Here is a 17,600-nt window from a genome sequence, read left to right as displayed (position 1 = left end):
AAACAGCCTCTAAAGCACTTTAAACATCGATTCTATTTTTATTCTTTTAGCGCATTTTTTTAGAAATACATTAGCACATTTTGTGTAATTTTGCATCCGCATATTTTATGCATTTTGAATATATGATGAGCAAAGATAACCACAAGAACAGTCGGGATGACAAGTCTGGTAAGGGCGAAAAAAGAGGAGGAAGAAGAACTGCTGAGAAGCCCTTTTCTAAATCAGGTAAAAAGGATTCACAGAATTTCACACCAAGAAATTTTAAAGAAAACGGTCCTTCGCCAAGATTTAAAGATAACAAGGATAGTAAAAACAAAGAATTTAATAAATTTGATTCTAAACCTTCAAAATTTGACCGCGGTACCCGCAGTAAAGAAGGCTATAAAGGCAAAGAAGGTTACAAAAGAGATGAACAGGGTAAGTTTTCAGATAACCGCCCGTTCAGAAAAAGAGAAATCTCAAAATACAATCATAACACTGCCAACGAGGATAAAGGAGAAAGAGTAGCTCCTGTTTTAAGACCAAGGAAAAAGACCAGTGTTGAACAAGATACCATCCGTTTAAACCGCTACATTTCTAATTCAGGTATTTGCTCAAGAAGAAAAGCCGACGAACTTATAGAGGCTGGTGTAATCAGCGTAAATGGCAAGGTGGTTTCTGAATTAGGTTTTAAAGTAGATCCGTTTAAAGATGAAGTACGTTACAATGGCGAATTGCTTAAACGGGAGAAAAAAATCTATGTACTTTTAAATAAACCAAAAGACTACATCACAACTACCGATGATCCCCAGGAACGCCGTACTGTAATGCAATTGGTTGATAATGCCAGCAGAGAACGCATTTACCCTGTAGGTCGCTTAGATAGAAATACAACAGGCTTGTTATTAATGACCAATGATGGTGAACTGGCTGATAAACTTTCGCACCCGAGAAACGGCATTACTAAGATTTATCATGTTGAACTGAACAAAAATCTTACACAAGGTGATTTCAACAAAATTCAATTTGGTTTGGACCTAGAAGATGGTTTTATTAAGCCAGACAATATTTCTTTTGTAAGCGGAGGTAGTAAACGCGAAATAGGCATTCAGATACACAGTGGAAAAAACCGTATCGTAAGAAGGATTTTTGAACACTTAGGTTATGATGTGGTAAAACTTGACCGTGTAGTTTATGGTAACTTAACCAAAAAAGATTTACCAAGGGGCAGATGGCGTTACCTTGATGAGCACGAACTGATACAGATTAAACATCTAATCAAATAAAAAAAGGTGTCTAATTAATTTTAGACACCTTTTTCTTTTCAGGTTATTTATTCTATTATGATTTGATTTGCATCACTTCATTGTAAAGCTCAATATATTGAGGCAATATTTTTTTCAGATCGAAATCTTTAGCCCTCGTTAATGCATTCTCTTTAAACCTTTGTAAAGTTTCATCATCTTTTAAAATGGAGATTGCTTTTTGTGCCATATCATCTACATCGCCCACATTGCTCATATAGCCACAAAAGCCGTCTATATTCAGCTCTGGCAAACCTCCTGCATTTGAAGAGATTACCGGAACCTTACAAGCCATCGCTTCTAAAGCGGCCAAACCAAAACTCTCATTTTCTGACGGGATAATAAACAGGTCTGATACCGAAAGAATTTCTTCAATAGCATCCTGCTTACCTAGAAAGCGAACATTATCGCAGATATTTAGTGTACGGCACAATTGTTCATCTGCCGAACGTTCAGGGCCATCGCCCACCATTAGCAGCTTTGAAGGAATTACTTCCTGAACTTTCTGAAACATTTTAATCACATCAGCCGTGCGTTTAACCTTTCTAAAGTTAGAGGTATGAATTAAAATCCGTTCATTGTTTGGTGCAATGGCTTTCTTAAAATGATCTTTGGGTTGCAGACTAAAACGGTTAAAATCTATAAAGTTTGGTATTACTCTGATGTCTTTGGTAATCTCAAAATGGCGGTAAGTATCGTCTTTTAGATCCTGGGATACTGTTGTAACACCATCACTCTGATTAATAGAAAAAGTAACTACGGGTTTGTAAGTAGCATCTTTTCCTACCAGTGTAATATCTGTTCCATGCAAGGTGGTTACTACAGGAATATTTATACCGTATGTGGCTAAAATCTGTTTTGCCATAAAAGCGGCAGAAGCATGCGGAATGGCATAATGTACATGTAACAGGTCTAGTTGCTCAAACCTTACCACATCTACCAATTTACTGGCCAAAGCCGATTCATAAGGTGCGTAATCAAAAAGAGGATAATCTCTTACCGCTACTTCATGATAGAACAAATTGGCTGAGAAGAAGTCTAGTCTGGCTGGCTGGCTATAGGTTATAAAATGTACCTGGTGCCCCTGATTTGCCAAAGCTTTACCCAACTCGGTGGCTACAACGCCGCTACCTCCAAAGGTAGGATAACAAACAATCCCTATTTTCATTTAGTTTAATGATTTGCTGTTTTTATAAAACAAAGTAACCGATATACATTTAACTTTTTGTTAATGGTCTGTAATTAAAAATAAAAAGAGCCGCATATTTTTTAGGAATAATGCGGCTGCTCTTATTTAAAAAAATTATAACCTTTATTTAAATACAACTTGTGAGCTTTTCTGTGTAATTTTTTGCTCTTCACTTTGTATCTGGGCACGTAAATCCTCAACTCTTTTAATTTGCTTATTGTATTTTTCTAAGGCCTTAGCGGCTGCAGCCATTTCAGATTGAGCAGCTTTAGCAGCTTTAGCTACATTCTTATGCTCTGTTTTTCCATCTTTTAAAAGTTCGGCAACAGATGTATTTTTCTTTGCGGCTTGTTCCGCTTTGGCATTGGCATCTGTGAGTTTTACCCTTAGTTTTTCAACTTCAGCCTCTTCATCGGCCTCTTTAATCTTAAGCTCATACAACTTTTGGCTTGCCTTTAGAGCATCTAACCTATAGTTTAAAGTGGTTAAAGAATCTTTAGAAACCTGTGAGGTATATTTTTGAGCAAAAACATTTGCTGACAATAAACTAAATCCGACGGTTAACAAGGTGTAGATTTTTTTCATATTGTTCAATTTAATTAACATATAACATGCCTTAGTAAGGCAATAACTATTCCTAATTTAAAACTTATTGTAATGAAAAAGCAAATTAAAATTGAAGGGATACTGGATTTAACCGTTCATTTCCTTTTGGATAACCAAGAGCATCTCGTTAGGTCTTTGAGTACCAATAAAATACTCTAAACCATCACGATCTGTAAGTACAACAGCATCCTTACCTGAAGAGTAAAATCTGATGCTTCCTTTTTTATGCAGGTTATAAACGGGATTATTAAAAAGATAATTGCTATAGGTAGCCTTACGCACATTTACAATGCTATTCAAGTCTATTTTTACTCTTTTTGCAGTCCATAAACCATCTATAATTACACTTTTATTGGTTATAGTGGTTTTATACTGAATTAAAAACAAGAGAATGATAGATACAGCTATGATACCAAAGCCTACCACAAGAAACAGATCTACAGTATTATCACGGTCTCTTTCATAAACATAAGCACCAAAACAAAATGCAGCCATCAATAACCTGATACAAATACGGATATAATCCCTGCCTATGTATTGTTTCTCAACGAAAGGATATTTACTGTCCATTGGTCGCTTAAATTAAATGATATTTAACAGTTCGAATATAGCAACTTTTTTTGTGCTTGCAGTTAATTTATAGCGATCGTCCTGCCTTATTCCAGCCAGCCAGATAATTTCATCATTGCCGTTTACCAAAACCAGGTTTTCGTTTTTCTGCGGCAAAGGCACTTTTTGGTCTATAAAAAAATCACTGAGTTTCTTAAATTGTTTCATACCCAAAGGCTTAAACTTATCGCCCGCCTTCCATACTCTAACTGTAAGCGGAAATACCAATTGATCCGCATCCACATATGCGGCTTCTCTCCTTGTATCAAATGATAAACTATCGCTATAGCTCAATTGCAGTTTTACAACACTATTTACCGTAAAAGTTCCTTCATGATCAATCTCAAAATATGGATAATCTTCTTCAGCTGTCGAAATGATGAGTTGTTGCCTGTCAACAGTTACTCTATGGCTCTTGCTGTAAAAAGAGGTTCCACTTTGTGCATTTAGATGTTCTAAAATTTCTTTACAGACCACTGCACTAAAATGATAAGGCAATAAGAGCTCATAAAACAACAACTGTTGAGGTTCTAAGCTCAGCACATCTTTTTTACTGATTAATATATGATTACCATCTTTAACCAGCATTTGTTCCCGCAGCCCGTTAACCACATGTTGCAACAGTTTTTCGGTTTGTGCAAAACGCTCTATATTCTGCGCAAAAGTTTCTTCCAGATTTGGGTTAATTTGTCGCAAGTGCGGAACTACTTCCAATCTTATCTTATTGCGGGCATACTTGCTGCTCAGATTTGAACTGTCTTCTACAAAATCAATATGGTTTTTGCTGATCCATTCGTCTATCTCCTGACGTGACAGAAACAATAAAGGTCTTACAATTTGATCTCTCTTAGCTAAAATACCATGCATCCCGCTGATACCCGTTCCACGCACCAGGTTAAGCAGCAAAGTTTCTATGGAATCGTTCTGATGATGGGCTACAGCTACACAAGCGTAATTATTTTCTACACAAAGCCGCTCAAACCAGTCGTAACGAAGCGTCCGGGCAGCCATTTGTATAGATATGTTATGTTCAGCCGCATAAGCTGCTGTATCAAAATGCACAACATGAAAATGCACACCTAAAGTAGTAGCCAGAAGCTTTACAAAAGCTTCGTCTCTTTGCGCTTCTTCTCCTCGCAGATTAAAATTACAGTGCGCAATACTAAAATTAAATCCGGCCTGTTTAAAAAGATATGCCATTAATACAGAATCCTTACCCCCGCTTACGGCTAAAAGGACTTTATCCTTAGCTGTAAACAGCTGATTTTGGCTTACAAATTGTACGAATTCATTTAAGGGCAACAACATTGTTCAAAGTTATTTAAATATTTATGGCTTCTGATAAACAGTTCTAAAATTAAATCTAAATTTGCAGCGTGTACAGGATTTTAACATTTATATTTTTTCTTTTTTCGCCTTTGTTCTTACTTGGTCAAACACCGGGACAACGCACTTTGATTTTCCTGGAGCGGGCCGACATGATGCATGGCGCCAATAAAGACCAGATTGCGTACCTAAGGAATCCTACATTCAGACATGATAATGCCCGTTTATTTTGCGATAGTGCTGTATTTTATAAAGAACGGAATTATTTTGAAGCTTTTGGCAATGTACACATTAATCAGGCCGATACCCTGAATATTTATTCAGACCTGCTCAATTACGACGGCAATAAAAAGCTAGCCCACTTAGAGAAGAATGTACGCATGGTAGATAAAAACAATTCTACCTTAACTACCAACGTGCTGGATTATAATATGGCAACCCGTATAGGCACCTATGTTAACGGGGGAAAAATTGTTACCAAAGATGTAACCATTACCAGTAAAAGAGGCTGGTATTTTGCCAATACCCGTGATGCTTTTTTCAGGTATGATGTTTTGGTAACCAACCCTGAAAGCACCATAAAATCAGATACCTTACGTTACAATACGTTGAGCAATTGGGCATATTTTTATGGCCCTACCAATATCAAAAATAAAAAGAACGAAAATCTTTATACTGAAAACGGAGTTTATAATACCAAAACAGAGAATGCCGTTTTCGGGAAAAATAACCTTTACACCACTGGCAGTAAATCTCTAAAAGGTGATAGTTTATTTTATGATGGTAAACGAGGTTATGGAAAAGCCGTAAAAAACATTGTTTTTAAAGATACCGTTGACGATTTTACTCTGAAGGGAAATTTGGGAGAATATTTCAGAGATATAGAAAAGATCTTAGTTACCAAAAACCCTTACGTGGCTATGGTATCTGACGACTCGGTAATGGTTGACAATAAAAAAATAGCGGATACACTTTGGCTCGGAGCAGATACTTTAGAAAGCCAGATGGTGCTACAAAAAACACTCAAACTGTTGGCCAAACCTGTTATTAAAAAAGATAACGAAGTAGGTAGTGAAGATGAAAAAGCCAAACAGGAAAGGGAAAAAGAGAAAGCAGAGGCCAGAAAAGCCTTAACTGCAACCGGAAATAAAGAAAGAAATGCTACTACTATAGCACCTAAAAGTAAAAACCGCAAAGATGCAAAATCCTTAGATGATAAACCGGGTACTGTTGTTCCTATAAGTGCTGACACAACAATTAAACAAAAACTTACCGACACGCTTAGCAAACATGCCCCACCTGCCATAAAAGACACAGCAAATACGAAAGCCATTAAAATAGACAAAGAGCTCAAAGCTGACTCAAGTAAAAAGCTACAGGATAAAAAAACAGGCAATACACAACAGGCATTAACCAAAGCTGTTGTAAAAGATTCGCTGGTTAGTCCTGCTGATACGATACGTACCAGAGTAATTAAAGCTTACCACAACGTTAAGGTTTTTAAACACAACCTGCAGGCAAAGGCAGATTCATTGTTTTTTGCCGCTGCTGATTCTACTTTAAGATGGTATAAAAATCCTATTCTGTGGACAGACAGTACTCAACAAACCGGCGATACCATTAACGTATTTCTAAAAAACAAAAAAATACACAGCTTTCAGATTATTGAGAATGGCTTCATTGCCAACCAACAGTCTGACACTTCTAAATTTAACCAGATCAAAGGCAAGCTCATCACCGGTTTTTTTAATGATGGGCAAATGCGTGATTTGTATGTAGATGGTAATGCCGAAAGTATTTATTTTACTAAAAACAATAAAGGCGATATAGACAATTTAAATCAAACGGTAAGTAGCCGGATCAGGTTTAAATTCAAGGATAAAAAAATTAACCAGATTACAATGGTTAAAGAGATTGATGGCGCAGTTAATCCTGCCGATAAGCTTCCCAAAGAAAGTTTCCTGACAGGTTTTACCTGGAAACCAGAATTAAGGCCAGCGAATAAAGATGAAATTATTAAAGGGAAACCTAAAAAGACTGTAAAAAATCAACCTCCCACAAAGCCTGCAGTTAAAGATAGCAAACCTAAAACAGTTAATAGCAAAAGCATAGATAGTATTCCTCTAACAGCTAAGCCCAAAACAATTGTAAAAGATATAGAAATCAAAAAGCCGGTTAATTAACCGGCTTTTTGATTCAGAAATGCGATAAGCCTTTTTGTAGCAATTGCTCTATGACTGATCTGGTTTTTTTCTTCCATTCCCATCTCAGCAAAAGTAATCTCATAACCTTCGGGTACAAAGATAGGGTCATAACCGAAACCTTTTTCACCTCTTGGTTTATCCAGCAAAGTACCTTCTATGGCACCTTCAAAAAGATAATTCTGTTGATCCATCATAAGCGAGATCACTGTTTTGAAACGGGCTTTCCTGTTTTGAATACCTTTCATCTTTTTCAGTAGAAATTCAAGATTGATCTTATCATCTTTTACTCCGCTGTATCTGGCCGAAAAAATACCCGGCTCGTTATTTAACGCGTCAACCTCTAGGCCACTGTCATCAGCAAAGCAATCCATATTAAAATGTTGCACAACATAGGTACTTTTTAATGTAGCGTTTTCAGCAAACGAATTGCCGGTTTCGGGTATATCTACATCGCAGCCTATATCTTTTAAATTCAATACCTCGTAGGCAGAGCCTACTAAGGTGGCTATTTCTTCTTTCTTATTTTGATTATTAGTTGCAAAAACTAATTGTTTAGACATATTTCAGTTGTTTTAAATTTCCCCAAAGCTGCTTTTTTGCAGACAGATCAGAGCTTAAAGGATGTAAATTACTTGTAAAAATGATTTCCACATCATTGTATAGCTCCAGATCATGCAACGGAAATTCTTTCTCTAAGCCCAGTTCACTAGCAGAAACGCCAAAAGACATTAACAGCCTGAACCCAAAAAAAGATTTCAGACTTTCATATCTGGCATGTGCATTTCTTGCAAAGTTTAAAATAGCAATATCTTTGCTGGTTAAGCCTACAGCGCCTACAATTTTGGTCAAAAATTCCATCCCCTCTTTACTGCAAACACTGTTCTCTGCATCATTTACAAGTACAAGGATATTTTTCTGGTTTTTACCCAAATACACAAAATTTACGGCTTGGGTTACAGCAGGAGTTTCAGCAATAACAGGCACCTCTATTTTTGCAGATTGTTCTTCTACTTTTAAAGGTGCTTTTTCTTTGCTTTCTACTGAAGGTTTTTCCTGTAAATCATACTGCTGCACAGGTTCATTAACCAGATAAACATCATCTGTAAAGAATAAACGTAAAGCTTGTTCGTTATGGGTTAGCTGACTATGCATAATAATTGAAAAAAATTTCTGTTAAAATTAGTTAAATATCTTATTATAGCAGTGCAATTTGTTACTTTTATAAACTAAACTTAGACCTTATTCTTTGTGAAACAGTTCTTTTTTGTATTAGCTTTAAGTACTATTGGTAGTGTATCATGGGCTCAGAATGTAGCTTTGGTAAATAACGTACCGGTGCATGCTGATGAGTTTTTATGGGTGTACACTAAAAATCATACGGATAATACTATTTATACGCTAAAAGACCTAAAAGCTTATCTAAACCTTTATATTAATTTTAAGCTTAAGGTTGCCGATGCCAGAAGCATGGGCTTAGATCTGGATAGTGGCTACATAAGTGAAATAGATGGATATAAAACCACCTTAATGCAGCAAAAAGATAGGAATGACAACGCAAAAGAGCTCAATTTCATTCTTAATGAATATAAAGAAGGTGTTTTAATGTTTAACGTTTCAGAAAAAAAAATCTGGAACCAGACAGATGATAATGAAGAAATACTTAAAGACTATTATACCAGGAACAAAACAAAATATGCAGGTTTAAATTATAATGAGATTAAGGGTAACCTGATTGGCGATTACCAGCAGGACCTGGAAAATCAGTGGATAAAAGATCTCAAAAAGAAGTATAAAGTAATCATTTACGAAAGAGAGTTAAAGAAATTAGCAAAGCCCTGAAAAGCCTTAACTTAATAATGCTAAATTTGCAAAAATTAACAGTATAAATACAGAATGAAGAAAATATTTACATTGGCAGTAGCTTTAATATATTTTGCCTTAAATGCCAATGCACAAAAACCTAATCTTGATAAAATTGTAGCCGTAGTAGGCAACAACATCATATTATTATCAGAACTAAACCAGCAATATGCTATTTACTTAAATCAGGGCAATCCTGCCGATGAAAAGGTAAAATGTTACTTTTTACAGCAAATGTTGGTTCAGAAATTATTGAAACAACAGGCTGAAATAGACTCTATCGTGGTTGAAGAAAATCAGGTAGATGATGTTTTAGATAAAAGAATGCGCTACCAGATACAGCGTATGGGTGGACAGGAACGTTTAGAGCAATTTCTACAAAAATCTGTGCTGCAATATAAAGATGAAATGAGAGCCGATGTAAAAGAAGGTCTTATAGCTGAAAAAATGCAGCAAAAAATCACGGAAAACACTACAGTAACACCTTTAGAGGTAAAAAAATATTTCGATAGCTATCCTAAAGACAGCTTGCCAGATATTGGTGCCGAGGTTGAAGTGGGCGAAATTGTTTTAACGCCTAAATTAACTAAGGCAGAAAAACAAAAATATTACGACAGACTTGAAGCCATACGCTTACGTGTAAAAAGCGGTGAAGACTTTGGTTTTTTAGCTAAAACTTACTCTGAAGACCCAGGCTCTGCAGCAGATGGCGGTGATTATGGTTTTATTGACAGAAGCACCATGGTTAAAGAATTTACTGCATGGGCATTCAAATTAAAAGCCGGAGAGATGTCGCCGGTATTTGAAACTGAATATGGCTATCATATTTTACAGGTTATTGAAAGACGTGGAGAACAGGCCCATGTACGCCATATCCTGATCAGACCGCAGAATACACCTGAAAGTTTAGAGCGCGTAAAACTTAAAGCCGATAGTATCTATAAAGATCTTATAGATAAAAGATTACCTTTTGCTACAGCAGCTTCTTTATTTTCAGATAATAAAGAAACACAATATAATGGAGGTATGCTGTTATACGCAGATAACCAGACTTCAAGAACCACTTTGATCCCGGTTGAAAAGTTAGATCCTGCGGTTTTCATGGCAATAGATACTATGAAAGTGGGCGAAATTTCTAAGCCGATTTCTTTTAAAAACCAGAATGATGGCAAAGAAGGTTATAAGATCTTTTTCTTAAAATCTAAAATAGCTCCGCATAAAGGAAGCTTAGAACAGGATTATCCTAAATTTAAGGAGCAGGCTCAACGCGAAAAGGAAGCTAAAGTGATGAGCCAGTGGTTTGAAAAACGTAAAGAAAACACCTATATTAGGGTTGACGACGAATTTGCTACATGCGATGAGTTGAAACTTTGGGTTAATAAAAATACTAAAAGCAACTAATGCATTTTAAAAACGAAGTTGAAGCTGTTGATGCTTTACACCAATCGTTTAACAACATTAAAACCGAAATTGGTAAGGTTGTTATCGGACAAGATGATATTATTAAATCAGTGCTCATTGCGATATTCAGTAATGGGCATTGCCTTTTAGTGGGCGTACCGGGTTTGGCAAAAACCTTATTGGTACAAACTGTTGCAGGCGTTTTGGATCTTAACTTTAACCGTATCCAGTTTACACCAGATTTAATGCCCGGAGATATTATCGGTACTGAGATTTTAGGTGAAGACCGCCATTTTAAATTTGTAAAAGGCCCCATCTTCTCTAATATTATTCTGGCCGATGAGATTAACCGTACGCCTCCTAAAACACAAGCGGCCTTATTAGAAGCCATGCAGGAAAGAGCTGTAACCGCAGCCGGACAAACCCATATTTTACCTAAACCATTTTTTGTTTTAGCTACCCAAAACCCTATTGAACAGGAAGGAACCTACCCTCTTCCCGAAGCGCAGTTAGACCGTTTCATGTTCAATGTGCAGCTAAATTACCCAAGCTTTAACGATGAGCTTACCATTGTTAAAAATACCACAGGAAATAATGTTCCGTCTATCTCTAAAATAATCAGCGCTGAAGAAATCCAGTATTTTCAGCAATTGATCAGAAGCATACCCGTAACTGATAATGTATTACAATATGCGGTAAAACTGGTGGCTCAAACCCGCCCTCATACCGAACTGGCCACAGCGCAGGTTAATCAGTATGTGGCATGGGGTGCAGGACCACGTGCTTCGCAATTTTTAATTCTAGGAGCCAAATGCCATGCTGCCATATCTGGCAAATATGCTCCTGATATAGAAGATGTACAGGCAGTAGCAGAAGCCATACTCAGACACCGTATTGTACGCAATTACCGTGCAGAAGCCGAAGGCTTATCTACAGAACAGATCATTAAAAACCTTTTCTAAGTCTATTTCTGTTATTTGAAGATGTTCAATAACAACTATGCCATTGTTCTGCTGCAAAAGAACGAGCTCTTACCTCTTGATCTACTGTTAATGGCCGATGAAACTGAGGCTGCTGTCCGTAAATATATTTTTCAATCGGAGGTATATCTGGTAACAGATAAAATTAGCCATGAAAAAATTGCGGTATTTGTGCTGTTCAAAATTGATAATACTAAACTCGAAATCAAAAATATTGCAATTACTGAAAAGCTCAGAGGAAAAGGCATAGGTTCATGGTTAATCTCAAATATTAAACAAATAGCCACTCAGCAGAACTATAAAAGCTTAATTGTAGGTACTCCCGACTGTGCTATTCAGCAAATCAACTTCTACCAAAAGGCAGGCTTTATACCATTTGCGCTTAAAGAGAATTTCTTCATAAATAATTATGAAGAGCCTATATATGAGAATGGTATCTTATTAAAAGATATGCTCATGCTTAAAATGACATTATAAAAAATTAAAGGATCTTTTTAACTTTAGGGATATAGGTTTCATTTCTATAGAACTATAACATGAAAAAGACTCTCTACCTGCAATGTATAATGATGCTTGGCATTGTTATAAGCTCTTTTGCGCAGCAAAAGCCCTTTACTTTTAATCCCGGTTTTAATGCACAGGAATGTGATGAAATGCTAAAAATCAATTCTGCCTTTACAGATACATTAAAAGGCAATAAGTTTCAGGCTTTCCTTAATGGATATAGCTTTTTGTCGCGTTCCAAAAGTGTAGGCTTAGATAATATGGTAGATTTTTGGTTGAGGTCAGATTCTACCGTAATCATTTCATTAAGAGGTACCACCAAAGACCCTAAATCATTACTGGCAGATTTCTATTGTGCCATGATTCCTGCCAAAGGAAAGGTTATCATTGCTCCTTCAGATACCATAAAATATTATTTAGCAGACGATGACCGCGCAGCCGTGCATGCAGGTTTCCTGGTAAGTTTTGCTTATCTATCTAAGGAAATAGCACCCAAAATAGATTCTTTATACCATAAAGGTTACCATAAATATTTAGTTACGGGTCACAGTCAGGGCGGTTCTATCAGCATTTATGTAACGGCCTGGCTGGCTTATTTAAAAAAGCACGGTACTTATCCCGAGTTAGTCCTAAAAAATTATGCAACAGCCCCAGCTAAAATGAGCAATATGTATTTTGCGTATAATTTCCAGCATATTATGCATTCCAATCAGGCATTTAGCCTCATTAGCAATGTAGATCCTGTACCCGAAATGCCTTTTACCACGCAACAACTGGCTACCGATATGAACAAGCCTAATCCTTTCATCACTATTTATGAGCATGTAGGCAATCTTTCTTTTTTTAAACGCATCATTTTAAAAAATGCTTTCAAGAGTATGGAGCGCAAAGCCGAAAAATCATCTAAAGCTTACCAACAATACCTAGGAAAAACAGTAGAAAAAATGGTAAAGACTGCTTTACCGGGCTTACAGTTAGAGCCTATGGCAAATACCACTCATTTTGTAACTCCCGGGGTAACCGTAGCTTTAATGGCTGATGAAAATTACGAACGTCATTTCAAAACTGAGATTGATAAATCTCTTTTTCATCATAGTTACGAGGCTTATAGGTTTTTACTCAAACAGTATGCTCTAGAGCTAGAGAAGAAATAAAAGCTGTATCTCAGGGCTTTTACAAAGATGGATAAACAATTGAATTACATTTCAGAAAAATGTTTTTTATACCTTTATGCCCAATATGCATGGATTAGTTATTAAATCTACGGGAAGTTGGTATCAAGTGCTGGCCGATAACGGGCAAGTGTACGATTGCCGTATCAAGGGAAAATTCAGGATTAAAGGCATACAAACCACAAATCCTGTTGCGGTGGGCGATAATGTAGATTTTGAACTTGAACCAAATGCCCAAACAGGAGTGATTGACCATTTGCATGAACGTAAAAACTATATCATCCGCAAATCGATCAACCTGAGCAAACAAGCCCAGATCATAGCTGCTAATTTAGATCAGGCATTTCTAATTGTTACTTTAGCTTCACCCAGAACATCTTTAGGTTTTATAGATCGTTTTTTGGTTACTGCCGAAGCCTATGATATACCAACCTGCATCATCTTTAACAAACTAGACCTGTTTAATGAATATGGTTTAGAAATTTTGGCCGAATACAAAGCCATTTATGAGAAAATAGGTTATCCCTGCTATGAAGTATCGGCTTTAAAAGGTACAAACATAGAGCAGATCAAAGCATTGCTTAAAGACAAAACCACTTTATTTTCGGGACATTCAGGAGTTGGCAAATCAAGCTTAATTAATGCCATTTTACCCGGTTTTAGCATCAAAACGGGAGAAGTGAGTGAATGGAGTGATAAAGGACAACATACCACTACTTTTGCAGAAATGTACCAATTACCATTTGGCGGTCAACTGATAGATACGCCTGGCATACGCGAGTTAGGCATTGTAGATATAGAGAAAGAAGAGCTCAGCCATTTCTTTGTTGAAATGCGTGAGCGCTTAAATCAGTGCAAGTTTAACAATTGCAGGCACATTAACGAGCCGGGTTGCGCCGTAATCAAAGCTGTTGAAAATGGCGAAATTGAGCTTTCACGCTATGAAAGTTACCTGAGTATTTACAATGGTAATGAAACTCGTGGTTAATTGATATTTACCATCTGATCAGCGCACTTGCCCAGGTAAAACCCGAACCAAATGCGGCAAGACAAACCAGATCACCTTGTTTAACTTTTCCGGCTTCCCAAGCTTCACTCAATGCCAAAGGCACAGATGCTGCCGTAGTATTTCCGTATTTCTGTATATTGTTAAAAACCTTATCATCAGGTAAACCCAATAATTGCTGTACGTACTGACTGATCCGTAAATTGGCCTGATGCGGAACCAGTAAATCAATATCCTTAGCCGTAAAGCCGTTTTTAGCTAAGGCTTCGTTAATTACCTCTGGAAATTTAACTACGGCTTTTTTGAATACTGCTGGGCCATCCATATAAGGAAGCGCAGCACCGCTATCTAATTGCTCATGCGTTAAAAACAAACCTCCCAATTCCTGATCCGGAAAAGGTGGATTATCTGGCAACCATTTATTGGCATGTGCACCCGGATAGTGCATAGCTAATATCTCTGCATCAGCTCCATCGCTATGTAAATGCGTACTTAAAATTCCCTGACCTTCTTGATCTGCCCGTTGCAGAACAACAGCACCTGCTCCATCTCCAAAAATTACAGAAACATTTCTGCTCCGGGTTTGAAAATCCATAGCAAACGAATGCTTTTCACTGCCCACTACCAAAATATTTTTGTACATCCCTGTTTTAATAAACTGATCGGCAACAGACAAGGCATATACAAAGCCCGAACACTGGTTGCGAATATCCAATGCTCCTACTTCTTTCATTTTCATTTCACGTTGCAGCAAAACACCACATCCCGGAAAATAATAATCAGGACTTAACGTAGCAAAAATGATAAAATCGATATCCTGTTCAGTAATACCTGCACGTTCAATGGCAATTTTGGCGGCTTCGATACCCATTGTGGTAGTCGTTTCTGCAAAACGATCCGCAAATCTGCGTTCCTTTATACCCGTACGCTCCTGTATCCATTCATCGCTGGTTTCCATGAAACGTGATAAATCATTATTGGTATAAATATTTTTAGGCACATAATGCCCTATTCCCGCAATTTTTGAACTGTACATATATGATGGTTTGATAACAAAAATACTAATTTACCCCTTATGTAGCTAAGTAGAGCTGATTATAACTTAAACAAAAGATAAGCATTAAAAATGGTAAAAGGTTTTATAAATTTGTAAAACACCAGATTTAAAACTATGCGTAATTTATACTGTATCATCTTATTAAGCTTTGCCAGTTTCTTTTCATTTGCTCAAACAGAAAAGACAGACACCAAACTTCAGAAAATGATTACCGATTTAGCCAAAGGCTTTAACGGGGATGTAGGTATTTATGTAAAATCACTTAAAACAGGTAAAGTTGCAAGCCTCAATGCTGATAGTATATTTCCTACTGCTAGTATGGTTAAAATACCTATAACCATTGGGATGTTTAACAAGATTGACCAGGGAGAGCTGGATTACAACGCTTCTCTTACTTATAAAGACAGCTTGCTTTATGCTGGAGAAGATATTTTAGGCTCTTTTAAAAATGGTGAAAAAATATGGCTGCCTAAAGTTCTAATGCTCATGATCACAACAAGCGATAATACAGCAAGCTTATGGTGCCAGAGCATGGCCGGAGGTGGAGAAACTATTAATGGGTTATTAGAAAAATATGGTTTTGCCCATACTCGTGTAAATTCACGTACGCCCGGACGAGGTGCAAACCAGCGAAAATATGGCTGGGGACAGACCACCCCACGCGAAATGGCTACTCTGCTTACCATGATCAGACAGGGGAAAATAATTAGTGAAGCCGCTTCTGAACGTATTTACAGAAATCTCATCAGGATTTATTTTGACCATGAGGCTTTATCTGAAATTCCACCTTATGTACAAGCTGCTTCTAAATCTGGTGCGGTTGATCCCGCACGTTCTGAAGTGGTTATGGTAAATGCACCCCATGGCGATTATGTTTTTTGTATTGCTACCAAAAATCAGAAAGACACTTCATGGAAGCATGATAATGAAGGCACAACGCTGATCCGTAATTTAAGTAAAATGTTATGGAACTATTTTGAACCTCAAAGCAAATGGGAGCCAGCAAAAGGCATGGAAAAATATTACTAAGGAAAATCTGACCACAGTTTTATTTAAATATGAAATTCTATTTTTTAGTAAATTTGTAGCATGTCCACCCAAACAAAAGAAGAAACTTTTACGCTCGAAGAGATCTTAACTTCGTTAAAGACGATACATCGTTTAATTTTATGGAACGACGATGTAAATACTTTTGATCACGTAATCTGGTGTATGATGAAATACCTGGATTATACCGAAAGCCAGGCCGAAAAAATTGCATGGGAGGTACATACCAAAGGTAAATGTGCAATTTTAGAGGGTTCTTTTACAGAAATGGAGGTTTACCGGAAAATATTAAAAGCCGAAGGTCTTGAGGTTACGGTTGACTGATTTTTTTCATAAAAGCCGTTAAATTTTTTCGGGCCTGCTCTCCTACCTTTTCTTTAAAGTTTCTTGTTCCGCCCAATAACCAACCCCCAAAACCAAAGGCTTGTTTTGCCCATTTTTTAAAATCAAATTCATCGGTTTGATTAATAATCTTACCTTCTTTAATCTCAAAAGAAGATTTTACATTATTGATTACTTTTTTTCCGGTGGCAGTAAAAAGATATGAAGCCTGCCAAACAGCAGTAACCCTTTCTTCATCCTGTTGCTCAATTTGTCCAAATTCTATTTTAAGCTCTTTACCTCTGCTAATCAACATTTGCCACATGGCACGTACCTGTGTAGCATCCAGATTGCCAAATACAGGATCATTAAACCTGGCTTCATCAGCATAGCTTTTCTGCATAGTCTTAAAATCACTACCGGCAAAGGCAGTATAAAACTTGTTGATGAGTTGTTCGTTAGAAGTCATAACTGATTTGAACTAAATTTTATCAAATGTATTAAAACAATCAGCAGGCTAAAAACATTATTTAAAAGAAGTAAAACTTAACCTTAAAATTATGAACCGATATGCAACTGCCATTTGGAATGGCACCGGAAAAGAGGGCTCCGGAAAATTAAGTACACAAAGTACGGTTTTGAGCGAAGCTCAATATGGCTTTAAAAGCAGGTTTGAGAATGGAGCAGGTACTAATCCCGAAGAGCTGATTGCAGCAGCACATGCTGGATGTTTTAGCATGAAACTAAGTTTTAATATCTCTGAGGCCAATGTTATTCCTGATTCGATCAGAACAAAATCAAGCGTAAACTTTAATACTGAAAAAGGCGAAATAGATAAAATACATCTCGAAGTAAGTGTGAAAGCGCCGGGCTTAACCAAAGAGAAGTTTGAAGAGCTGGCCAATGATGCTAAAAATAATTGTCCCATCTCTAAGCTGCTTAATGCAGAAATTACCATGAGTGCCGAATTGGTATAAGTATAAATTCTTAACTACACAACTTTGACAAGCTTCGTGATAAGTGAATGGGTTTGTC

General features: G+C 36.9%; 19 protein-coding genes. 11 read left to right on the top strand and 8 right to left on the bottom strand.

What is annotated here, in order from left to right:
- Positions 1 to 107 precede the first annotated feature (107 nt).
- Complete coding sequence (locus tag MMF97_RS05215; protein ID WP_243360294.1) at positions 108 to 1,265, top strand: pseudouridine synthase; 1,158 nt, start codon at positions 108 to 110, stop codon at positions 1,263 to 1,265.
- Between the two features lie 55 nt (positions 1,266 to 1,320).
- On the opposite strand, the gene bshA is transcribed toward MMF97_RS05215, so the two are convergent.
- From bshA to tilS, 4 genes are all read right to left on the bottom strand, one after another.
- Positions 1,321 to 2,451, bottom strand: a complete 1,131-nt coding sequence (gene bshA, locus MMF97_RS05210; RefSeq protein WP_243360292.1) for an N-acetyl-alpha-D-glucosaminyl L-malate synthase BshA — start codon at positions 2,449 to 2,451, stop codon at positions 1,321 to 1,323.
- Positions 2,452 to 2,595: 144 nt separating this feature from the next.
- Positions 2,596 to 3,057, bottom strand: a complete 462-nt coding sequence (locus MMF97_RS05205) for a hypothetical protein (RefSeq protein WP_243360290.1) — start codon at positions 3,055 to 3,057, stop codon at positions 2,596 to 2,598.
- Positions 3,058 to 3,165: 108 nt separating this feature from the next.
- Positions 3,166 to 3,648, bottom strand: a complete 483-nt coding sequence (locus MMF97_RS05200; RefSeq protein WP_243360288.1) for a hypothetical protein — start codon at positions 3,646 to 3,648, stop codon at positions 3,166 to 3,168.
- 12 nt (positions 3,649 to 3,660) lie between these two features.
- Positions 3,661 to 4,995 carry a tRNA lysidine(34) synthetase TilS gene (gene tilS / locus MMF97_RS05195; protein WP_243360286.1) on the bottom strand — a complete coding sequence of 445 codons (1,335 nt, stop codon included), beginning with the start codon at positions 4,993 to 4,995 and terminating at the stop codon, positions 3,661 to 3,663.
- 68 nt (positions 4,996 to 5,063) lie between these two features.
- Between tilS and MMF97_RS05190 the strand changes: the two genes are divergently transcribed.
- A complete protein-coding gene (locus MMF97_RS05190; protein ID WP_243360284.1) occupies positions 5,064 to 7,196 on the top strand; it encodes an OstA-like protein in 2,133 nt (710 codons plus the stop codon).
- Here the strand turns inward: MMF97_RS05190 and rdgB are convergent.
- Positions 7,193 to 7,777, bottom strand: coding sequence for an RdgB/HAM1 family non-canonical purine NTP pyrophosphatase (gene rdgB, locus MMF97_RS05185; protein WP_243360283.1), 585 nt, complete (start codon positions 7,775 to 7,777; stop codon positions 7,193 to 7,195). The two genes, MMF97_RS05190 and rdgB, sit on opposite strands and share 4 nt — an antisense overlap.
- Complete coding sequence (locus MMF97_RS05180) at positions 7,770 to 8,369, bottom strand: hypothetical protein (RefSeq protein WP_243360281.1); 600 nt, start codon at positions 8,367 to 8,369, stop codon at positions 7,770 to 7,772. Before MMF97_RS05180 ends, rdgB begins: the two co-directional genes overlap by 8 nt.
- A gap of 96 nt (positions 8,370 to 8,465) precedes the next feature.
- On the opposite strand from MMF97_RS05180, the gene MMF97_RS05175 reads away from it, so the two are divergent.
- The 6 genes from MMF97_RS05175 to rsgA all read left to right on the top strand — a co-directional run bounded on the left by MMF97_RS05175 (position 8,466) and on the right by rsgA (position 14,122).
- Positions 8,466 to 9,056, top strand: coding sequence for a hypothetical protein (locus MMF97_RS05175; protein ID WP_243360279.1), 591 nt, complete (start codon positions 8,466 to 8,468; stop codon positions 9,054 to 9,056).
- A 54-nt stretch (positions 9,057 to 9,110) separates the two neighbouring features.
- Positions 9,111 to 10,478: a peptidylprolyl isomerase gene (locus tag MMF97_RS05170; RefSeq protein ID WP_243360277.1), complete on the top strand. Its 1,368-nt coding sequence runs from the start codon at positions 9,111 to 9,113 to the stop codon at positions 10,476 to 10,478.
- On the top strand, positions 10,478 to 11,440 hold the full coding sequence (locus tag MMF97_RS05165) for an AAA family ATPase (RefSeq protein ID WP_243360275.1): 963 nt from the start codon (positions 10,478 to 10,480) through the stop codon (positions 11,438 to 11,440). Before MMF97_RS05170 ends, MMF97_RS05165 begins: the two co-directional genes overlap by 1 nt.
- Before the next feature lie 21 nt (positions 11,441 to 11,461).
- The gene (locus tag MMF97_RS05160; protein ID WP_243360273.1) at positions 11,462 to 11,935 is read left to right on the top strand and encodes a GNAT family N-acetyltransferase; all 474 of its coding nucleotides are present in this window, start codon (positions 11,462 to 11,464) and stop codon (positions 11,933 to 11,935) included.
- Positions 11,936 to 11,994: 59 nt separating this feature from the next.
- Positions 11,995 to 13,116, top strand: a complete 1,122-nt coding sequence (locus tag MMF97_RS05155; RefSeq protein WP_243360271.1) for a lipase family protein — start codon at positions 11,995 to 11,997, stop codon at positions 13,114 to 13,116.
- A gap of 85 nt (positions 13,117 to 13,201) precedes the next feature.
- Complete coding sequence (gene rsgA, locus MMF97_RS05150; RefSeq protein ID WP_243360269.1) at positions 13,202 to 14,122, top strand: ribosome small subunit-dependent GTPase A; 921 nt, start codon at positions 13,202 to 13,204, stop codon at positions 14,120 to 14,122.
- A gap of 7 nt (positions 14,123 to 14,129) precedes the next feature.
- Here rsgA and MMF97_RS05145 read toward each other — a convergent pair whose 3' ends face one another.
- On the bottom strand, positions 14,130 to 15,176 hold the full coding sequence (locus tag MMF97_RS05145; RefSeq protein WP_243360267.1) for a 3-oxoacyl-ACP synthase III family protein: 1,047 nt from the start codon (positions 15,174 to 15,176) through the stop codon (positions 14,130 to 14,132).
- Between the two features lie 135 nt (positions 15,177 to 15,311).
- On the opposite strand from MMF97_RS05145, the gene MMF97_RS05140 reads away from it, so the two are divergent.
- Together MMF97_RS05140 and MMF97_RS05135 are read left to right on the top strand one after the other, a co-directional pair.
- Positions 15,312 to 16,226: a serine hydrolase gene (locus tag MMF97_RS05140; RefSeq protein WP_243360266.1), complete on the top strand. Its 915-nt coding sequence runs from the start codon at positions 15,312 to 15,314 to the stop codon at positions 16,224 to 16,226.
- Between the two features lie 60 nt (positions 16,227 to 16,286).
- The gene (locus MMF97_RS05135) at positions 16,287 to 16,568 is read left to right on the top strand and encodes an ATP-dependent Clp protease adaptor ClpS (RefSeq protein ID WP_243360264.1); all 282 of its coding nucleotides are present in this window, start codon (positions 16,287 to 16,289) and stop codon (positions 16,566 to 16,568) included.
- Here the strand turns inward: MMF97_RS05135 and MMF97_RS05130 are convergent.
- A complete protein-coding gene (locus MMF97_RS05130) occupies positions 16,555 to 17,034 on the bottom strand; it encodes a nuclear transport factor 2 family protein (RefSeq protein WP_243360262.1) in 480 nt (159 codons plus the stop codon). The genes MMF97_RS05135 and MMF97_RS05130 overlap by 14 nt on opposite strands.
- Positions 17,035 to 17,125: 91 nt before the next feature.
- Between MMF97_RS05130 and MMF97_RS05125 the strand changes: the two genes are divergently transcribed.
- Positions 17,126 to 17,542, top strand: a complete 417-nt coding sequence (locus MMF97_RS05125; RefSeq protein WP_243360260.1) for an OsmC family protein — start codon at positions 17,126 to 17,128, stop codon at positions 17,540 to 17,542.
- Positions 17,543 to 17,600: the final 58 nt, after the last annotated feature.

It is taken from the genome of Pedobacter montanisoli (assembly GCF_022809115.1).
GTDB lineage: Bacteria > Bacteroidota > Bacteroidia > Sphingobacteriales > Sphingobacteriaceae > Pedobacter > Pedobacter montanisoli.
Note: the sequence above shows the minus strand (reverse complement) of the source record. Positions and strands in the feature narration are given on the sequence as shown.

Coding starts and splice junctions, on each gene's coding strand:
- MMF97_RS05215 (WP_243360294.1), top strand. CDS start 108: ATGCATTTTGAATATATGATGAGCAAAGATAACCACAAGAACAGTCGG.
- rsgA (WP_243360269.1), top strand. CDS start 13,202: ATGCATGGATTAGTTATTAAATCTACGGGAAGTTGGTATCAAGTGCTG.
- MMF97_RS05160 (WP_243360273.1), top strand. CDS start 11,462: ATGTTCAATAACAACTATGCCATTGTTCTGCTGCAAAAGAACGAGCTC.
- MMF97_RS05155 (WP_243360271.1), top strand. CDS start 11,995: ATGAAAAAGACTCTCTACCTGCAATGTATAATGATGCTTGGCATTGTT.
- tilS (WP_243360286.1), bottom strand. CDS start 4,995: ATGTTGTTGCCCTTAAATGAATTCGTACAATTTGTAAGCCAAAATCAG.
- MMF97_RS05180 (WP_243360281.1), bottom strand. CDS start 8,369: ATGCATAGTCAGCTAACCCATAACGAACAAGCTTTACGTTTATTCTTT.
- MMF97_RS05200 (WP_243360288.1), bottom strand. CDS start 3,648: ATGGACAGTAAATATCCTTTCGTTGAGAAACAATACATAGGCAGGGAT.
- MMF97_RS05135 (WP_243360264.1), top strand. CDS start 16,287: ATGTCCACCCAAACAAAAGAAGAAACTTTTACGCTCGAAGAGATCTTA.
- rdgB (WP_243360283.1), bottom strand. CDS start 7,777: ATGTCTAAACAATTAGTTTTTGCAACTAATAATCAAAATAAGAAAGAA.
- MMF97_RS05170 (WP_243360277.1), top strand. CDS start 9,111: ATGAAGAAAATATTTACATTGGCAGTAGCTTTAATATATTTTGCCTTA.
- MMF97_RS05125 (WP_243360260.1), top strand. CDS start 17,126: ATGAACCGATATGCAACTGCCATTTGGAATGGCACCGGAAAAGAGGGC.
- MMF97_RS05205 (WP_243360290.1), bottom strand. CDS start 3,057: ATGAAAAAAATCTACACCTTGTTAACCGTCGGATTTAGTTTATTGTCA.
- MMF97_RS05145 (WP_243360267.1), bottom strand. CDS start 15,176: ATGTACAGTTCAAAAATTGCGGGAATAGGGCATTATGTGCCTAAAAAT.
- MMF97_RS05165 (WP_243360275.1), top strand. CDS start 10,478: ATGCATTTTAAAAACGAAGTTGAAGCTGTTGATGCTTTACACCAATCG.
- bshA (WP_243360292.1), bottom strand. CDS start 2,451: ATGAAAATAGGGATTGTTTGTTATCCTACCTTTGGAGGTAGCGGCGTT.
- MMF97_RS05140 (WP_243360266.1), top strand. CDS start 15,312: ATGCGTAATTTATACTGTATCATCTTATTAAGCTTTGCCAGTTTCTTT.
- MMF97_RS05130 (WP_243360262.1), bottom strand. CDS start 17,034: ATGACTTCTAACGAACAACTCATCAACAAGTTTTATACTGCCTTTGCC.